Annotated in this window: 15 protein-coding genes and 1 pseudogene; 12 read left to right on the top strand and 4 right to left on the bottom strand. The window is 40.0% G+C overall.

Going from position 1 to position 16,895, the window contains the following annotated elements; translation table 11 throughout:
• The 3 genes from HMPREF3020_RS02300 to odhB all read left to right on the top strand — a co-directional run.
• On the top strand, nt 1-411 hold a 411-nt coding region (locus HMPREF3020_RS02300; RefSeq protein ID WP_180363110.1), incomplete at its 5' end, for a ComEA family DNA-binding protein.
• Between the two features lie 150 nt (nt 412-561).
• Complete coding sequence (gene sucA, locus HMPREF3020_RS02295) at nt 562-3,369, top strand: 2-oxoglutarate dehydrogenase E1 component (protein ID WP_070775409.1); 2,808 nt, start codon at nt 562-564, stop codon at nt 3,367-3,369.
• A gap of 57 nt (nt 3,370-3,426) precedes the next feature.
• Nucleotides 3,427-4,653: a 2-oxoglutarate dehydrogenase complex dihydrolipoyllysine-residue succinyltransferase gene (gene odhB, locus HMPREF3020_RS02290; protein ID WP_070775408.1), complete on the top strand. Its 1,227-nt coding sequence runs from the start codon at nt 3,427-3,429 to the stop codon at nt 4,651-4,653.
• A gap of 102 nt (nt 4,654-4,755) precedes the next feature.
• On the opposite strand, the gene cytX is transcribed toward odhB, so the two are convergent.
• Nucleotides 4,756-5,934: a putative hydroxymethylpyrimidine transporter CytX gene (cytX, locus tag HMPREF3020_RS02285; protein ID WP_070775407.1), complete on the bottom strand. Its 1,179-nt coding sequence runs from the start codon at nt 5,932-5,934 to the stop codon at nt 4,756-4,758.
• Between the two features lie 145 nt (nt 5,935-6,079).
• Here cytX and sucC point away from each other — a divergent pair, with 145 nt between their 5' ends.
• The 5 genes and pseudogenes from sucC (at nt 6,080) to cysB (ending at nt 10,899) form a co-directional block, all read left to right on the top strand.
• Nucleotides 6,080-7,246, top strand: coding sequence for an ADP-forming succinate--CoA ligase subunit beta (sucC, locus tag HMPREF3020_RS02280; RefSeq protein WP_070775406.1), 1,167 nt, complete (start codon nt 6,080-6,082; stop codon nt 7,244-7,246).
• A 2-nt stretch (nt 7,247-7,248) separates the two neighbouring features.
• Nucleotides 7,249-8,118: a succinate--CoA ligase subunit alpha gene (sucD, locus tag HMPREF3020_RS02275; protein ID WP_070775405.1), complete on the top strand. Its 870-nt coding sequence runs from the start codon at nt 7,249-7,251 to the stop codon at nt 8,116-8,118.
• Between the two features lie 123 nt (nt 8,119-8,241).
• On the top strand, nt 8,242-8,865 hold the full coding sequence (locus HMPREF3020_RS02270) for an L-threonylcarbamoyladenylate synthase (protein WP_070582353.1): 624 nt from the start codon (nt 8,242-8,244) through the stop codon (nt 8,863-8,865).
• A 120-nt stretch (nt 8,866-8,985) separates the two neighbouring features.
• Nucleotides 8,986-9,915, top strand: a pseudogene (gene rluB, locus HMPREF3020_RS02265) (23S rRNA pseudouridine(2605) synthase RluB); the annotation flags it as partial.
• 12 nt (nt 9,916-9,927) lie between these two features.
• Nucleotides 9,928-10,899 carry an HTH-type transcriptional regulator CysB gene (cysB, locus tag HMPREF3020_RS02260; RefSeq protein ID WP_049384265.1) on the top strand — a complete coding sequence of 324 codons (972 nt, stop codon included), beginning with the start codon at nt 9,928-9,930 and terminating at the stop codon, nt 10,897-10,899.
• Nucleotides 10,900-10,954: 55 nt separating this feature from the next.
• Here the strand turns inward: cysB and HMPREF3020_RS02255 are convergent, their stop codons facing one another.
• Nucleotides 10,955-12,019, bottom strand: a complete 1,065-nt coding sequence (locus HMPREF3020_RS02255) for an MFS transporter (protein WP_070582354.1) — start codon at nt 12,017-12,019, stop codon at nt 10,955-10,957.
• Nucleotides 12,020-12,116: 97 nt separating this feature from the next.
• Nucleotides 12,117-13,061: a 50S ribosomal protein L3 N(5)-glutamine methyltransferase gene (prmB, locus tag HMPREF3020_RS02250; protein ID WP_070582355.1), complete on the bottom strand. Its 945-nt coding sequence runs from the start codon at nt 13,059-13,061 to the stop codon at nt 12,117-12,119.
• Nucleotides 13,062-13,145: 84 nt separating this feature from the next.
• Between prmB and smrB the strand changes: the two genes are divergently transcribed.
• Complete coding sequence (gene smrB, locus HMPREF3020_RS02245) at nt 13,146-13,655, top strand: endonuclease SmrB (RefSeq protein WP_065244786.1); 510 nt, start codon at nt 13,146-13,148, stop codon at nt 13,653-13,655.
• A gap of 35 nt (nt 13,656-13,690) precedes the next feature.
• Here the strand turns inward: smrB and argS are convergent, their stop codons facing one another.
• A complete protein-coding gene (gene argS, locus HMPREF3020_RS02240; RefSeq protein WP_070775404.1) occupies nt 13,691-15,424 on the bottom strand; it encodes an arginine--tRNA ligase in 1,734 nt (577 codons plus the stop codon).
• Between the two features lie 88 nt (nt 15,425-15,512).
• Here argS and HMPREF3020_RS02235 point away from each other — a divergent pair, with 88 nt between their 5' ends.
• Genes HMPREF3020_RS02235 through HMPREF3020_RS02225 form a run of 3 tightly spaced genes read left to right on the top strand, consistent with a single transcriptional unit; the run spans nt 15,513 to nt 16,874 of the window.
• Nucleotides 15,513-16,082: a VOC family protein gene (locus HMPREF3020_RS02235; RefSeq protein ID WP_049366949.1), complete on the top strand. Its 570-nt coding sequence runs from the start codon at nt 15,513-15,515 to the stop codon at nt 16,080-16,082.
• A gap of 4 nt (nt 16,083-16,086) precedes the next feature.
• Nucleotides 16,087-16,386 carry a hypothetical protein gene (locus HMPREF3020_RS02230; RefSeq protein ID WP_049365853.1) on the top strand — a complete coding sequence of 100 codons (300 nt, stop codon included), beginning with the start codon at nt 16,087-16,089 and terminating at the stop codon, nt 16,384-16,386.
• Between the two features lie 23 nt (nt 16,387-16,409).
• Complete coding sequence (locus HMPREF3020_RS02225) at nt 16,410-16,874, top strand: outer membrane lipoprotein (RefSeq protein ID WP_070775403.1); 465 nt, start codon at nt 16,410-16,412, stop codon at nt 16,872-16,874.
• Nucleotides 16,875-16,895: the final 21 nt, after the last annotated feature.

Here is a 16,895-nt window from a genome sequence, read left to right as displayed (position 1 = left end):
GATGTGGTAAAAGAGAAAGCATCTGCTTTAAAAGAAAAAGCGACTGAGAATAATCAACCGTCCATGAAAGACAAAGCCACTGAAAAATTAAATTCAGTTAAAGATAATGCGAAAGAAAAAGCATCTGAAGCAAAAACAAAAGCCGCAGATAAAGTAAAAGAAGTGAAAGAAAACGCGACTTCAACAAAAGAATCAGCAAAAGAGAAAGTGGCTTCTTCTGCTAAAGTAAATATCAATAAAGCGGATGCAGAAACATTACAAAAACTTTCTGGTATCGGTGAGAAAAAAGCACAAGCGATCATTGATTACCGTAACAAAGTGGGCAAAATCAAAAACGCTGCCGAACTTTCAAATATTGATGGTATCGGTGAAGCCACAATTGAGAAAATCACACCATTCTTAAGTTTCTAAGAAAACAGAGATAAAACAGACCGCACTTTATGTGCGGTTTTTTTATTGAAGTAGATCACAAAATTGTAACAAAGTGTGATTTGGAGGATTATTTCTTTTTGTATCCTATGTATAATGTGCGGACAACATCATGTAATACAAGGGGTAGATATGCAGCATTATAATGCCTTTGATGAATGGTTGGCTTCAACTGCTTTAGGTGGGGCAAATCAATCGTATATTGAAGAGTTATACGAAAGTTATTTAGAAGATCCATCGTCAGTCGATGAAAGCTGGCGAGCCACATTTGATGCATTGCCAAAAACAACTGCAGCAGAGCAACCACATTCACCAGTGCGTGATTATTTCCGTCGTTTAGCAAGAGAAAATACAACAGAAGCCGTGACGGTTATCGATCCTGAAGCCAGCGCAAAATTAGTCAAAGTTCTCCAATTTATCAATGCTTATCGCTTCCGTGGTCATTTAGAAGCGAAACTAGACCCAATCAATTATTATCGTTGGAAAGTCTCCAGCGTACCTGAGTTGGATTACCGTTATCACGGTTTTACCGAGCAGGATCTCAACGAAACCTTCAATATTAATCACTACGTTTATCATCGCGATAACATCAAATTAGGTGATTTAGCTAAAATGTTGAAAGAGACCTATTGTGGTTCAATTGGTCTTGAGTTTATGCATGTTCAAGATATGGAGCAGAAAAGTTGGCTACAAAGCAAATTAGAAAGCCAATTAAATAAACCGCTCTTTAGCAAAGAAGAAAAAATTAATTTATTAAGTGAATTGACCGCTGCAGATGGCTTAGAACGTTATCTTGGTGCGAAATTCCCGGGGGCAAAACGTTTCTCTTTAGAGGGAAGTGATGCCTTTATTCCATTGATGAAAGAAATTATTCGTCATGCGAGCAAACAAGGCGTACAAGATGTGATGTTTGGTATGGCACACCGTGGCCGTTTAAACATGTTAGTAAACGTGCTTGGTAAGAAACCTGAAGATCTTTTCGACGAGTTTGCGGGTAAACATTCAGGCGAGCGTACAGGTGACGTGAAATACCACCAAGGTTTCTCTTCCGACTTTGCGGTCGGTGATCGTCGCGTGCATTTAACCCTTGCATTCAACCCATCCCATTTAGAAATTGTTAGTCCAGTAGTTATTGGTGCGGTACGTTCTCGTCAAACCAAAAAGAATGATACAGAACGTAATCAAGTATTAGCCGTTACGGTTCATGGGGATTCAGCGGTAGCAGGACAAGGTGTTGTACAAGAAACCTTGAATATGTCGAATGCGCGTGGTTATACCGTTGGTGGCACAATCCGTATTGTGATCAATAACCAAATTGGTTTTACTACCTCTAACCCAAATGACACCCGTTCAACAGAATACTGTACGGACATCGCGAAAATGATTCAGGCACCGATTATTCATGTAAACGGTGATGATCCTGAAGCGGTCGCTTTTGCCGCGAGAATGGCGGTGGAATATCGCAATCTATTCAAACGCGATATTTTCATTGATCTGATTTCTTATCGTCGTCATGGTCATAATGAGGCTGATGAGCCATTAGCCACTCAACCAATGATGTATAGCATCATCAAAAAACATCCAACGCCACGCAAAGTCTATGCTGATCGTTTAATTGCTGAAGGGGTAATTACCGAAGAAGAAACCATTGAAATGATGAATCTCTATCGTGATGCCTTAGATAATGGCGATCGCGTAGTGAAAGAATGGCGAGAAATGGATACTGCCCAAATGGACTGGTTGCAATATCTCAACTATGACTGGACATCCCCTTACGAAAGTAAATTCCCACAAGAACGTTTCCAAACTTTAGCGGAGCGTGTTAGTGAATATCCAGAAACCTTACGTGCACATCCTCGTGTAGAAAAAATCTATGCTGATCGCCGTGAAATGGCAAAAGGCGAGAAATTGTTCGATTGGGGTATGGCGGAAACTATGGCATACGCAACCTTATTAGATGAAGGCGCTAATGTTCGTTTATCGGGTGAAGATGCAGGACGTGGTACGTTCTTCCACCGCCATGCAGTTGTGCATAACCAAAATGACGGGACAGGCTATGTGCCATTAACACATTTACATGCTAACCAAGGTCGTTTTGAGGTGTGGGATTCTGTATTATCTGAAGAAGCTGTACTAGCCTTTGAATATGGTTATGCTACAACAGATCCAAAAACATTAACCATTTGGGAAGCACAATTTGGTGACTTCGCAAACGGCGCACAAATCGTGATTGACCAATTTATTAGTTCTGGCGAACAAAAATGGGGCAGAATGTGTGGTTTAGTCATGTTATTACCACATGGCTATGAAGGCCAAGGTCCAGAGCACTCATCCGCTCGTTTAGAACGTTATTTACAACTTTGTGCAGAACAGAATATGCAAGTGTGTATTCCATCTACACCAGCACAGGTTTATCACATGTTACGTCGCCAAGCGATCCGTAAAATGCGTCGTCCATTAATTGGTATTTCACCAAAATCTTTATTACGTCATCCACTTGCCGTCTCAAGTATGGATGAATTAGTAAATGGCACATTCCAAACCGTAATTGGTGAAATTGATGATATCGATCCAAAACAAGTTAAACGTGTGGTTCTATGCTCTGGTAAAGTGTATTACGATCTCTTAGAAAAACGCCGTGCGAATAACCAAACAGATGTGGCGATTATTCGTATTGAACAGCTTTATCCGTATCCACATGAAGATGTGAAGAAAGCGTTAGAGCCTTATGCCCATGTGACGGATTTTGTGTGGTGTCAAGAAGAGCCATTAAACCAAGGTGCTTGGTATTGCAGTAAGCATAACTTTGACAGCTCAATTCCTGAGCATGTGAAGTTAAAATACGCAGGTCGTCCAGCCTCAGCTTCACCAGCGGTAGGTTATATGTCTTTACACACCAAACAGCAAAAACAATTGGTAGAAGATGCACTGACACTGTAAAAGTGCGGTCAAAATTTGAGTAATTTTTAAAGAAAGAATAATTTAAAGGAAAATAAAATGACAATCGAAATTCTTGTTCCAGATTTACCGGAATCCGTTGCGGATGCAACTGTTGCAACATGGCATAAAAAAGTCGGTGAGACGGTAAAACGTGACGAAGTCTTAGTGGAAATCGAAACAGATAAAGTGGTACTTGAAGTGCCAGCTTTAAGTGATGGCGTAGTGGCTGAAATTCTTCAAGAAGAAGGTGCAACCGTAGTAAGTAAACAGCTTTTAGGTAAACTTTCTACTCAACAAGCGGGTGATATTTCATCAGAGACAGTGAAAGGCAATGAGCCAACACCAGCAGATCGTCAAAAAGCAGCGATTGAAAATAGTCACAATAATTCAGCGGATCAAGGTCCTGCTATTCGTCGTTTATTAGCTGAACATGATTTAGATGCAGAGAAAATTCAAGGTTCTGGTGTAGGTGGTCGTATTACCCGTGAAGATATTGCTCGTGAAGTAGCAAAACGTGATGCACAAAAAGCGAAACAAGATGTGGCGACAGAGCAGAATACAATCAGTACTGTGGCATATAGCTCTCGTTCAGAAAAACGTGTACCAATGACCCGTTTACGTAAACGTATTGCAGAACGTTTATTGGAAGCAAAAAATACCACCGCAATGCTCACGACATTCAATGAAGTGGATATGCAGCCGATTATGAAATTACGTAAAACATACGGCGAGAAATTTGAGAAACAACATGGTGTACGTTTAGGCTTTATGTCTTTCTACATTAAAGCAGTGGTTGAAGCATTAAAACGTTATCCAGAAGTGAATGCTTCAATTGATGGTGATGACATTGTGTATCACAACTATTTTGATATTAGCATTGCCGTTTCAACGCCGCGTGGTTTAGTGACACCAGTATTACGCAACTGCGATAAACTCAGCATGGCAGATATTGAGAAACAAATTAAATCACTCGCAGAAAAAGGCCGTGATGGTAAATTAACGGTTGAGGATTTAACTGGGGGTAACTTCACCATTACTAATGGCGGCGTATTTGGTTCTTTAATGTCTACACCAATTATTAACCCACCGCAAAGTGCAATTTTAGGCATGCATGCCATCAAAGAACGTCCGGTTGCGGTAGATGGTCAAGTGGTGATTCGTCCTATGATGTATTTAGCCCTATCTTATGACCACCGTTTAATTGATGGTCGTGAATCTGTTGGCTTCTTAGTGGCGATTAGAGACTTATTAGAAGATCCAACTCGTTTATTATTAGAAATTTAAGTATATAGGCTTTTTCTCTTTTGAGGGAAAAAGCCTTTTTTATATCGAAGTAATTAAAAGGGCGGGAACAATGCCCGCCTTTCTATCGTTAAAATCCAATCTTTATTTAGCTATTTTGCGTACTAAGATTGCTAAGATAAAGGTAATGATGATAACAGGGAAAGTCAGACCTAAATCGCTTTCCCAACCTTTTGCCATCAGAAAACGATAGAGCACGAAGCCGACAAACCAAACGCCGAGTCCAACACTATCAACTGATTTTCTTACATCATGTTGTTTAAGCACGAAGAAATCAGCGATAAGCACGGCGATCATTGGCGCGAATACAGAGCCAATAAAGAACAAGAAATGTTCGTATTCTGTTACAGGTAAGGTTGAGGCTAATATGATGCCCACAATCACGGTAAGAACCGAGATTGGCGTAACTTTTAATTGAGGGAAAATATTATTTAAACTCATGCCGGTGGAATAGGCGGGAAGAGCCGTGTTAATCATGGTAGAGGCGATGACAATTAATACGCCAATAACACTGACACCAGCAAGCGAAAGAATTTGTGAGATTTCAGATTTACCGGTCACTAATGCTGCACCTAAGCCAAGAGCATACATCCAGCAGCTAGTCGCGGTATAAGTCAGCGTTGAAAGTGCGGTCGTTTTAAATGGTGTTTCGCTATTCTTCGTGTGGTCAGATACTACCGGTAACCAAGAAAGCGGCATGACAGCAGCAATTTCAACAGCTGTACCAAATTTAATATTTTGTGCTACATCCATGGTAATGAATGGTTTATTGGCGACTTGAATACTAAGCCACAACATCAGTAAAAACATGGTGACAAGTGAAATGCTTTTAAAGATACCTAATTTAGTAAAGCCGAGTAGTAGCCAAAGTATGATGAGTATGCCTAAACCAAGTGTAAGAAATGGGAAGAGTGAAGCATCAGGTGTTTGATTTAAGATGGAAATGACGTCAGCGCCCATATAAATCATGACTGCAGTCCATCCCATTAATTGCATGGCATTAAGTAAAGAGAAAAGCGCAGAGCCTTTTTCACCAAATGAAATTTGTACCGTTTGCATAGCACTTTTTTGGGTTTTTGCGCCGATGTAACCAGCACAGAAAAACATCGAACCACCAATAAAGTGTCCAACGACGATGGCGATTAAACCTTGTTGCCATCCTAGTGGTGCAAACCAAGTACCGGTGAGAATTTCTGCCATTGAAATAGCAGCAGTAAACCAAATGAGCGCAATCGCAAGATTGCTTGATTTTTTCGTTTGCATGTTGTTATCCTTAACATGAATTGTGGTTATTCTGTCCCAGTATATAACTCAATATAGAAAGGGCAAGCCCAGAATTTAAAATAAAACAAAGTGCGGTCAAATTTTTGTTTGTTTCGCTAAACAACATCAAAAATAGGAAGGAAATATGAATTTACATGAGTACCAAGCTAAGCAGCTTTTTAAGCAATATGCTCTGCCTGTGAGTGAAGGTGTCGTGTGCCAAACGGCAGATGAAGCTGAAATGGCACTCTTTCAGCTGAATGGTGATGTTTGGATAGCGAAATGTCAAGTTCACGCAGGTGGACGTGGAAAAGCTGGTGGTGTGAAGCTCGTGCATAATGCAGAAGAAGCGCGTGCTTTTGCAGATAAATGGCTTGGCCAGCATTTAGTCACCTTCCAAACTGATAAAAAAGGCCAACCCGTTAATAGCATTTATATTGAAGAAACCTGCCAGATTGAGAAAGAACTTTACCTTGGTGCAGTGATTGATCGTGCTTCGCAGAAAGTGATTTTTATGGCTTCTTCAGCAGGGGGGATGAGCATAGAGGATGTAGCAAGAGAAACGCCTGAATTAATTCATAAAGTGACCATTGATCCTCTCGTGGGGGGAATGCCATATCAAGGCCGTGAATTAGCCTTTAAACTTGGTTTAAGCGGCGAACAAAATAAACAATTTGCCGAGATTTTTGTAAAACTCGCTCAACTTTTTATCGAAAAAGATTTTTCTCTAGTTGAAGTGAATCCGCTTGTGGTGACAAAAGAAGGCAATTTAATTTGCGTAGATGCGAAAGTAGGCATTGATGATAACTCACTTTATCGACATCCTGATTTATTAGCCTTACGCGATTTAAGTCAAAGTGATGCACGTGAAGCCGAAGCAGAAAAATATCAACTTAACTATGTTGCTTTGGAAGGTGATATTGGCTGTATGGTCAATGGCGCAGGACTTGCTATGGGCACAATGGATATTGTGAAATTATATGGCGGTACCCCTGCAAACTTCCTTGATGTTGGTGGCGGTGCAACGAAAGAACGTGTGGCTGAAGCCTTTAAGATTATTCTTACAGATAAAAATGTGAAATCTGTATTAGTGAATATTTTTGGTGGAATTGTACGCTGTGATCTTATTGCTGAAGGTGTCGTGGCGGCGATTCAAGAAGTCGGTGTAAAAGTGCCTGTTGTGGTTCGATTAGAAGGAACCAATGCCCCACAAGGTAGAGCAATTTTAGCCGAAAGTGGTGTGAATTTAATTGCAGCACATAGTTTACAAGCAGCAGCACAAGCGGCAGTGAAAGCGGCAAAAGGAGAATAATCATGGCGATTTTAATTAATAAAGAGACAAAAGTAATTTGCCAAGGTTTCACTGGTGCGCAAGGGACATTTCACAGCGAACAGGCATTGGCTTATGGCACAAAGTTAGTGGGTGGCGTTTCACCGAATAAAGGCGGAACAACTCACTTAGGTTTGCCGGTATTTAATACAGTGCGTGAAGCGGTGCAAGCTACAGGGGCTACGGCAACGATGATTTATGTGCCCGCACCATTTTGTAAGGATGCCATTTTAGAAGCCATTGATGCAGGTATTCAGTTGGTAGTCTGTATTACAGAAGGCATTCCGACATTGGATATGTTGTTGGTAAAACAAAAATTAAATGAAACGGGTGTCGTGATGATCGGCCCAAATTGTCCAGGCGTGATTACACCGGATGAATGTAAGATTGGTATTATGCCGGGCAATATCCATAAAAAAGGCAGAGTAGGCATTGTTTCTCGTTCAGGCACCTTGACCTATGAAGCGGTAAAACAAACAACAGATGAAGGTTTCGGTCAATCCACTTGCGTAGGGATCGGCGGCGATCCTATTCCAGGATCTAACTTCATTGATATTCTTAAACGATTCCAAGAAGATTCTGAAACTGAAGCCATCGTGATGATTGGTGAAATCGGTGGCTCTGCAGAAGAAGAGGCGGCAGCGTTCATTAAATCTCATGTGACAAAACCTGTGGTGGCTTATATCGCAGGTGTAACGGCGCCAAAAGGCAAGCGTATGGGACATGCAGGAGCGATTATCAGCGGTGGAAAAGGAACAGCTGCAGATAAAATTGCCGCACTTGAAGCGGCTGGCGTGAAGACAGTGAGAAGTCTTGCTGAAATCGGTTCAGCCCTCCGTGAATTATTGAAATAAAATACTTAAAAAATGGACCGCACTTTGGATTCGTTTTCAAAGTGCGGTCGTTTTTTATAACAAATTCTTATAACCTGCATCTAAATCGGTGTATAATCTCGTCAGTTTTTTAAGGACAAAATTATGAGCCAATTTTTCTATATCCACCCTGAAAATCCGCAAGCGCGTTTGATTAATCAAGCGGTAGAAATTTTGCGTCAAGGTGGTGTCATTGTGTACCCGACAGATTCGGGCTATGCCTTAGGCTGTATGATAGGCGATAAACATGCGATGGATCGTATTGTTGCAATTCGTAAATTGCCAGAAGGGCATAATTTTACGTTGGTATGTAGCGATTTATCCGAGCTTTCAACCTATGCAACGGTCAGTAATGTGGCTTATCGCTTAATTAAAAACAATACACCGGGACGTTATACCTTTATTTTGACGGCAACGAAAGAGCTTCCTCGTCGATTAATGACGTCAAAACGCAAAACTATTGGTTTGCGTGTGCCGGATAACCAAATTGCTTTGGATTTATTGAACGCATTAGGTGAACCGATTCTATCTTGCTCACTGATGTTGCCTGATAATGAACATATGACTTATTCCGATCCAGAAGAGATTCGTGAATGTTTAGAACGTCAAGTGGATTTAATTATTCATGGTGGCTATTTAGGTCAAGAACCAACAACGGTGGTAGATTTAACGGAAGAATCGCCAGTCATTTTACGTGAAGGAAGTGGTAGTACTGCTCCTTTCATTTAACTTATTTTAGACGCTTGGGAAAGCGACAAAGGAAAACAGATGAAACCTATTCAAAAAACAGTCAGACAAGAACGTGAAAAACAAGCGGGAAAGCAACCGCACTTTGAGCGTAAAGATCGTAAAAGTGTGGTCAATTCTGACATCAAATCAATCCCTAAAGCTAAGGTAGCTAGACCATCTCGTCAATCTACTGTAGAAGGTGAAAAATTACAGAAAGTGCTTGCGCGAGCAGGACAAGGCTCTCGTCGTGAAATTGAAGCGATGATTGCTGAAAACCGTGTGAGTGTTGATGGCAAAATGGCGACTCTTGGTGATCGTATCGATGTACATTCTGGTGTAAAAGTGCGTATTGATGGTCGAATCATAAACCTTCAACAAGCACAAAAAGAAGTGTGTCGTGTGTTGATGTATTATAAACCTGAAGGCGAACTTTGTACCCGTAGCGATCCTGAAGGTCGTGCAACAGTATTTGATCGTTTACCACGCTTAAATGGTGCAAGATGGATTGCAGTCGGTCGTTTAGATATTAATACTTCGGGCTTATTACTTTTTACAACTGATGGTGAATTAGCTAATCGTTTAATGCACCCAAGCCGTGAAGTTGAACGTGAATATTCCGTGCGCGTATTTGGTCAAGTGGATGATGCCATGTTAGCGCGTTTGCGTAAAGGCGTGCAGTTAGAAGATGGGCCTGCTAATTTCAAAGAAATCAAATTTGCGGGTGGCGTTGGAATTAACCAATGGTACGATGTGACTTTAATGGAGGGTCGTAACCGTGAAGTACGCCGTCTGTGGGAATCACAAGGCATTCAAGTGAGCCGCTTGATTCGTATTCGTTACGGCAACATTAAGCTGATGAAAGGCTTACCGCGAGGTGGCTGGGAAGAAATGGATTTGGAAAACGTCAACTATTTACGTGAATTAGTAGGCTTACCGTCTGAAACCGAAACCAAATTAGACGTAACCAAACCTCGTCGTCGACCAAAATCAGGTCAAATTCGTAAAGCAGTAAAACGTTATACTGAGTTAAGTAAACGCTATAAAAAATAGGTGGTATTCGCGATGAAAATGCAGCAACTCCGCTACATTGTTGAGATTGTAAACCAAAATTTAAACGTGACAGAGGCGGCCAACGCGCTTTATACCTCTCAACCAGGTATCAGTAAACAAGTTCGTTTGTTAGAAGATGAATTGGGTTTAGAGATTTTTGAACGTAATGGTAAACACATTAAATCTATTACACCTGCGGGTAAAAAGATTGTAGCTATTGCCCGTGAGCTTTTGGTGAAAGCGCAAAGCATTAAATCGGTTGCCAATGAATATACTTGTCCGAATCATGGCGTGTTACGCATTGCGACAACCAATACACAAGCGCGTTATATGCTGCCAGCTGTGGTGGAACGTTTCTCTAAACAATATCCGGATGTGAGTTTACATATTCATCAAGGTTCACCGACGCAAATTCATGATGCATTGATTTCGGGCGAAGTCGATTTAGCGATTACGACAGAAGCACCATATCTTTTTGATGATTTGATTCAATTGCCTTGCTATTTGTGGAATCGTTCGGTGATTGTTAAACCCGATCATCCTTTAGCAAAAGTGAAAGAGCTTACCGTTGAAGAATTAGGTAAATATCCGTTAGTCACTTATACCTTCGGCTTTACTGGTGTATCTGATTTGGATTATGCATTTAACCGAGCCGGTATTTTGCCGAATATTGTGTTTACTGCAACGGATGCTGATGTGATTAAAACCTATGTGCGTTTAGGATTAGGCGTGGGCATTATGGCATCTATGGCGCATACGCCAGCCGATAAGGATTTAGTGGCGATTGATGCAGGGCATTTGTTCCGTGCGAGTATGACGCAAATTGCGTTTAAACACAGCACTTTCTTACGCAATTATATGTATGACTTTATCGAATTTTTCTCACCTCACTTAACGCGTCCAATGGTTGAAAAAGCCGAGAGGTTGCGTGATAACAATGCCGTGAAGAAATTGTTTGATAATGTCGAATTAGATGTGAAGTAAAATAGCAAAAATAAAAGGGCGGTCAGAATTTAATGTGAATTCTGACCGCTCTTTTTTACAATAAAAATAAATGAGGTACTAAGTTCATGACGATAACTGTTGCGACAGAAAGCAATAATCGTGATGAGCCAAAGATAAAGCCTCGGTTGGTCCCATTATCAAATTTTACTAATAAATTCGCCATTGCCGTTAAGGCATAGACTTCAATCACCGTGAAGATGACTAAGTAAATATAAGCAGAAACCACAGAAATATATTTCAACGTAATAAACCAAGGCAAGATAATGCCCACAGCCAGGATTGGGGCCACCCATAAGGTTTGTTTAATCGTTAAATTAATTTTTCGAGAAAAATAACTTTGTAATGAGACTGTCAGTAAACCATTCACAAAAAGTGCAATGGGGGAGTGTTCCGGCATCCCTAATTTGTTATCAAAAAGAAACGGGAAGATCACAAAGAATGATGTTGCAATGGAAAGAGGAATAAACAACATTAAATGCACAAATAAAAATTCTTTGGTGATGATTTCTTTTATTTGGGCAAAGCGAAATTTCACTAAGGTTTGCAAAGTTTGGATTTGATAAAACGGTTTTACCATTAAGGCAAAGAGAACCGCTTCCATGAGAAAGCAGACCCAAATCAACCATTCAATATGATTATATTTGATAAATGGAATCACCAACAAAGGCGCAAATATAGACGACATGGAGGTGACTTTTAAATATTTTCCCTGTAATCGAGTTTTCTCTTTGTATTCTTCACCCGCGAGCACCAATAGGCAGGCTTTTGCATTGGTACCAAACAAACAACTACCTAAGCCAAAACAGGTGGTGGCAATTAAAAGCAGAATGTAATTGTCTGCAGAGAGAAAGAAAATATAGGCGATCACATCTAAAAAGCATCCAAGTAACATCATTTTGGCCAGTCCAAAACGATCGCCCCAGATACCGGCTAAAATCGCTAATGCTTGGTTGCAGAAGAAAAGCAACGAGAGTGAAAAGGCTATTTCACTGTTACTTAAGCCTTTTCCTTGTAAATAGATGAAAAATACCGTTTGCATGGAAAAGAATGCAAGGGTAGAAAAGAAACGACGAGTCAGTAAAAGTTTTTGTAAATTCATTGTGTTATTAAAAAAAGAAAAGCACGCGTTAAGAACGCGCGCCAGTAATTTGTTAAGTACGGTCAAAATTCACGACGATTTTTAACCGCACTTGAGATTAAAAAGAATCGTGATGTTTCACTAAATCTTCGCGGCTAATGGCAAATACACCTAGACCGCCATTTTTTAGTTCAACCCATTCAAATGGCACATCTGGATATTGTTCAATGAGACTTACCATGCTGTTGCCCACTTCGCAAACGAGCATGCCATTTGGTGTTAAATAATCCGGCGCTTGTTTTAAAATTTGCTTTGTAATTTCTAAACCATCAACACCGGAACCTAAGGCTAATTTAGGCTCATAATGGAATTCTTCCGGCATATCTGCCAAATCTTCTTCATCCACATAAGGCGGATTGGTGACGATTAAATCATATTGTTGACCGAAGAGATTTTGGAATAAATCTGATTGAATCGGGAAAACACGGTGTTCTAATTGGTGGCGAGCAATATTGATCTCTGCCACATTTAACGCATCCACAGAAAGATCGACCGCATCCACTTCAGCCTCAGGAAAGGCTTCTGCCGTGGCAATCGCGATACAACCACTGCCAGTACAAAGATCTAAAATACGTTTTGGTTCAGATTTTAAAAGCGGAGCAAATTTATCTTGAATTAATGCACTGATTGGTGAGCGAGGAATAATAGTGCGTTCATCCACATAAAATTCTAATCCGCAGAACCACGCACTATTCGTTAAATAAGCAACAGGGACACGTTGCTCAATTCGGCTTAAGACTAACTGTACTAAGGTTTCTTTTTCTGAAGGAGTGAGTTTGCTGCTGAATAAATCTTGCGGTAAATCGAGCGGTAATTGAAGTCCCGCAAGGACTAATTGAAGGCTTTCATCCCACGCATTGTCATGGCCTTGTCCGTAATAAATATCAGAACGGTTAAATGTGCTGTATGTCCAGCGTAAAAAATCTTGAATGGTCGTTAATTCACTTGCCACATTATCTTCTAAAATTGTCGCAACAAGTTCTTGATTGTGTAAGGTTTCCATTTTGTGCCTCAATAAAAATTTTGGCTAGTTATACCATAGAATAGATGTGCTATCATTAAGCAAAATAACAAATTGAGAAAAATAATGACAGAACAAGATGATTTCGATCTTTTTCGGGCGGAAACAAAAGGAATCAAACCCATCAAGCAAGATACCTTTGTGGCACCTCGTCAAAAGAGCGGTCAAAAAAAATCTCATTTACGTGATATTCGAGAAAAAGAGGATACGCTTTTCTATTTTTCCGATGAATATGAACCTTTGCTAAATGAACATGATGGTGTTATCAAATATTTACGCGAAGGGGAAGATAGCCATTTATTGAAACAACTTCGTCGTGGCGATTTTTCACCCGAATTATTTTTGGATTTACATGGTTTAACCCGTGAACAAGCCAAAATGGAATTGGCAGCACTGTTGTTAGCTTGTGAAGATGAGCATGTTTATTGCGCGAGCATCATGACGGGCTATGGAACCTTTACGTTGAAAAAACAAATTCCACGTTGGTTAGTTCAGCACCCTAAAGTCCGAGCATTACACCAAGCACCCAAAGAATGGGGCGGAGAAGCGGCGATACTCATTTTAGTGGATGTATAAAGAAAAAGTGCGGTCGAAATTGACCGCACTTTTTTTTACATTTTTTCGATTGTCTTAATGCCTAATAACGCTAAACCTTGTTTTAAGGTTTTCTCTGTAAGAGAAGCAAGTTTTAAACGGCTTAGTTTTACGCTTTCATCTTCTGCATTTAAGATTGGACAGTGTTCATAGAATGAAGAGAACACACCCGCCAATTCATATAAATAAGCACAGAGCACATGAGGTGTCCCTTCTTTCCCCACCGTTTGAACGGCTTCTTCAAATTGAAGCAATTTGATTGCTAATGCACGTTCTTTTTCATCTGAAAGCTGAATTTTCGCTTCTGCAAGAGCGGTTGGATTCACGTCTGCTTTATTGAAGATTGAACGAATACGTGTATAAGCATATTGCATATAAGGCGCGGTATTACCTTCAAAACTGAGCATATTATCCCAATCGAACACATAGTCAGTTGTGCGGTTTTTGGAAAGATCCGCATATTTCACCGAGCCAATACCCACCGCTTCAATAACCGCAGTTTTTTCTTCATCAGATAAGTTGGTATTTTTCTCGTTGATTAATACAGTGGCACGCTCAATCGCTTCATCTAATAAATCTGCTAATTTTACGGTGCCGCCAGTACGAGTTTTGAATGGTTTACCATCTTTACCCAACATCATACCGAAGTTTTTATGTTCAAGTGAGAAGCTGTCTGGTACATAACCGGCTTTACGCGTAATTAACCAGGCTTGTTGCATGTGTTGGCTTTGACGTGTATCAGAGAACACTAATGCACGATCTGCCTTTAAGGTTTCATAACGATATTTAGCCGCCGCGATATCTGTAGTGGTATAAAGGAAACCGCCATCTTTCTTCTGAACGATTACCCCCATTGGTTCGCCTTCTTTATTCTTGAATTCGTCAAGATAAACGACTAATGCACCTTCATCTTCAACGGCTAAACCTTGTTTTTTCAGATCTTCAACGATAGCAGGTAACATCGGGTTATAAAGACTTTCACCCATCACATCTTTTTCGGTCAAGGTGACATTCAAACGATCGTAGTTACGTTGGTTTTGTTGCATGGTGATATCAACTAATTTTTTCCACATTGTGCGGCAATATTCATCTCCACCTTGTAATTTCACCACATAGTTACGGGCTTTTTCAGCGAAAGCTTCATCTTCATCATAATGTTTTTTCGCTTCGCGATAGAATGCTTCAAGATCTTGAAGTTCCATTTCACTCGCATGTTCATTTTCCATTTTTTCAAGATAAGCAATGAGCATACCGAATTGGGTACCCCAGTCACCTACGTGGTTCGCACGAATAACGTTATGACCTAAAAATTCAAGGGTACGAACAACGGCATCACCGATGATGGTAGAGCGTAAATGACCTACGTGCATTTCTTTCGCAACGTTTGGTGAAGAATAATCAATCACGATGGTTTGTTTTTCATTTGCGCTGACACCAAGATTTTGATCTTTTAATGCGGCAGAAACGTTATTCGCTAACCAAGTTGGATTTAAGAAAATATTAATAAAACCTGGACCAGCAATTTCAGTTTTTTCTGCGACATCAGAAAGATCAGCATGATCTAATACTTTTTGTGCAAATTCACGTGGATTTAAACCTAGTTTTTTAGCAGCAGCCATGATGCCGTTTGCTTGGTAGTCGCCAAATTGTGGTTTACCTGATTGGCGAATAAGCGCATCGCATTGTTCATCTGCGCCAGCAGCAATCATCGCTTGTTTAATTTTATCGGATAAAATAGATTGAATATTCACGGTTTTTCCTAATCTTGAAATTGAATAATGAAAATAATCGGCTATGATACCGTTGTTTATAGATTTCTCAAAGTAAGAGCAAGAGAAAATGTCAAATTTAATGGAAAAATCGACCGCACTTTATCAAGAGTTGCCTCTATTTCAAGAAAAAATTCAGCAATTAGCTGCCGTCATGAAAGTGAATTTAGCGGATTATCAAATTGATCATTTAGCTTTAAGAGCAAATACTGAAGAAAAAGCAAAAAATTGGCTGACAGAGTTATTAAAGTGCGGTAGAATTTTAAGCGATAATATCGTCAATGGGCGTCCTATCTATTTGATTGAATTAGATGAGCCAGTTGATTTCATTGGTCAGCCTGTCGATGTTATTGAATTACCGTTTCCTAAAAATAAACAATATCCCCAAGAAACTTGGGAACATATTGAAATTGTAATGCCGTTTTTATCTCATGAATCTGTTGAGGATTGGGTTAATCGAATTTGCAATACATTTTTATGGAAGGAACTAACTCAATTAACCATGAAGGTGAGCGAACCTAAGGTGGAAGGGGAGCAATTGCCCAATCCATCCATTGCAGTGAGTTTTGTTGATAAAACAGAAAATCACGTTTGCATAAAGGTTCATCCTTATACAATAAAGAAAATACTCGAGGTTTAGTGTAATGAAAAAAATTACCTTAGCATTAACTGTCTTATTAAGTTTAGGTTTATCAGCTTGTTCATCTCAATCACAAAAAGATGAAAGCGCTTATAAAGGTCAAGTTATCTTCACCGAATTACAAGGTGATGATGTAAAATTAACCGTTCGTAAAAATGACTGCTCATACAAACAAGAAGGTGAAACAGAAGTTATCGTTCACAAATACGATTCAACTTTAGTAACTGGTGCTTGTGTGAAAGTATCTGACAACGGTCAAGGCGTGAAAAACGTTTCTACTTGGTCTCCAAGAAACCCAATCTAATTCATTTTTAGAAGGTTAGTTTTATGAAAAAAGTAACAGTAGCATTAGCACTTATGATGTCTGTTGGTTTAACGGGTTGTGCAAACACCGATGTTTTTAGTGGTGATGTATACTCTGCAGATCAAGCAAAAGAAGCGCGTTCAATTAGCTATGGTACTATTGTTTCTGTTCGTCCTGTTAAAATCCAAGCGGATAATCCAGGTGTAATCGGTACAGTTGGTGGTGGTGCTTTAGGTGGTATCGCTGGTAGTACAATTGGCGGTGGCACTGGACAAGCAATTGCAACTGCAGTAGGTGCAATTGGTGGGGCGATTATTGGTAGCAAAGCTGAAGAGAAAATGAGCCAAGTTAATGGTGCAGAGCTTGTTATCAGAAAAGATAATAGAGAAGAGATCGTTGTGGTTCAAAAAGCGGATCCTAGCTTTAAAGCAGGTCGTCGCGTAAGAATCGTTGGCGGTTCATCATTAAATGTTTCTGTTATCAACTAACTTAAACGAAAAAATAGAAAA

It is taken from the genome of Haemophilus sp. HMSC068C11, from assembly GCF_001815355.1.
In the GTDB taxonomy this organism is placed as follows: Bacteria; Pseudomonadota; Gammaproteobacteria; order Enterobacterales; family Pasteurellaceae; genus Haemophilus_D.
Note: the sequence above shows the minus strand (reverse complement) of the source record. Positions and strands in the feature narration are given on the sequence as shown.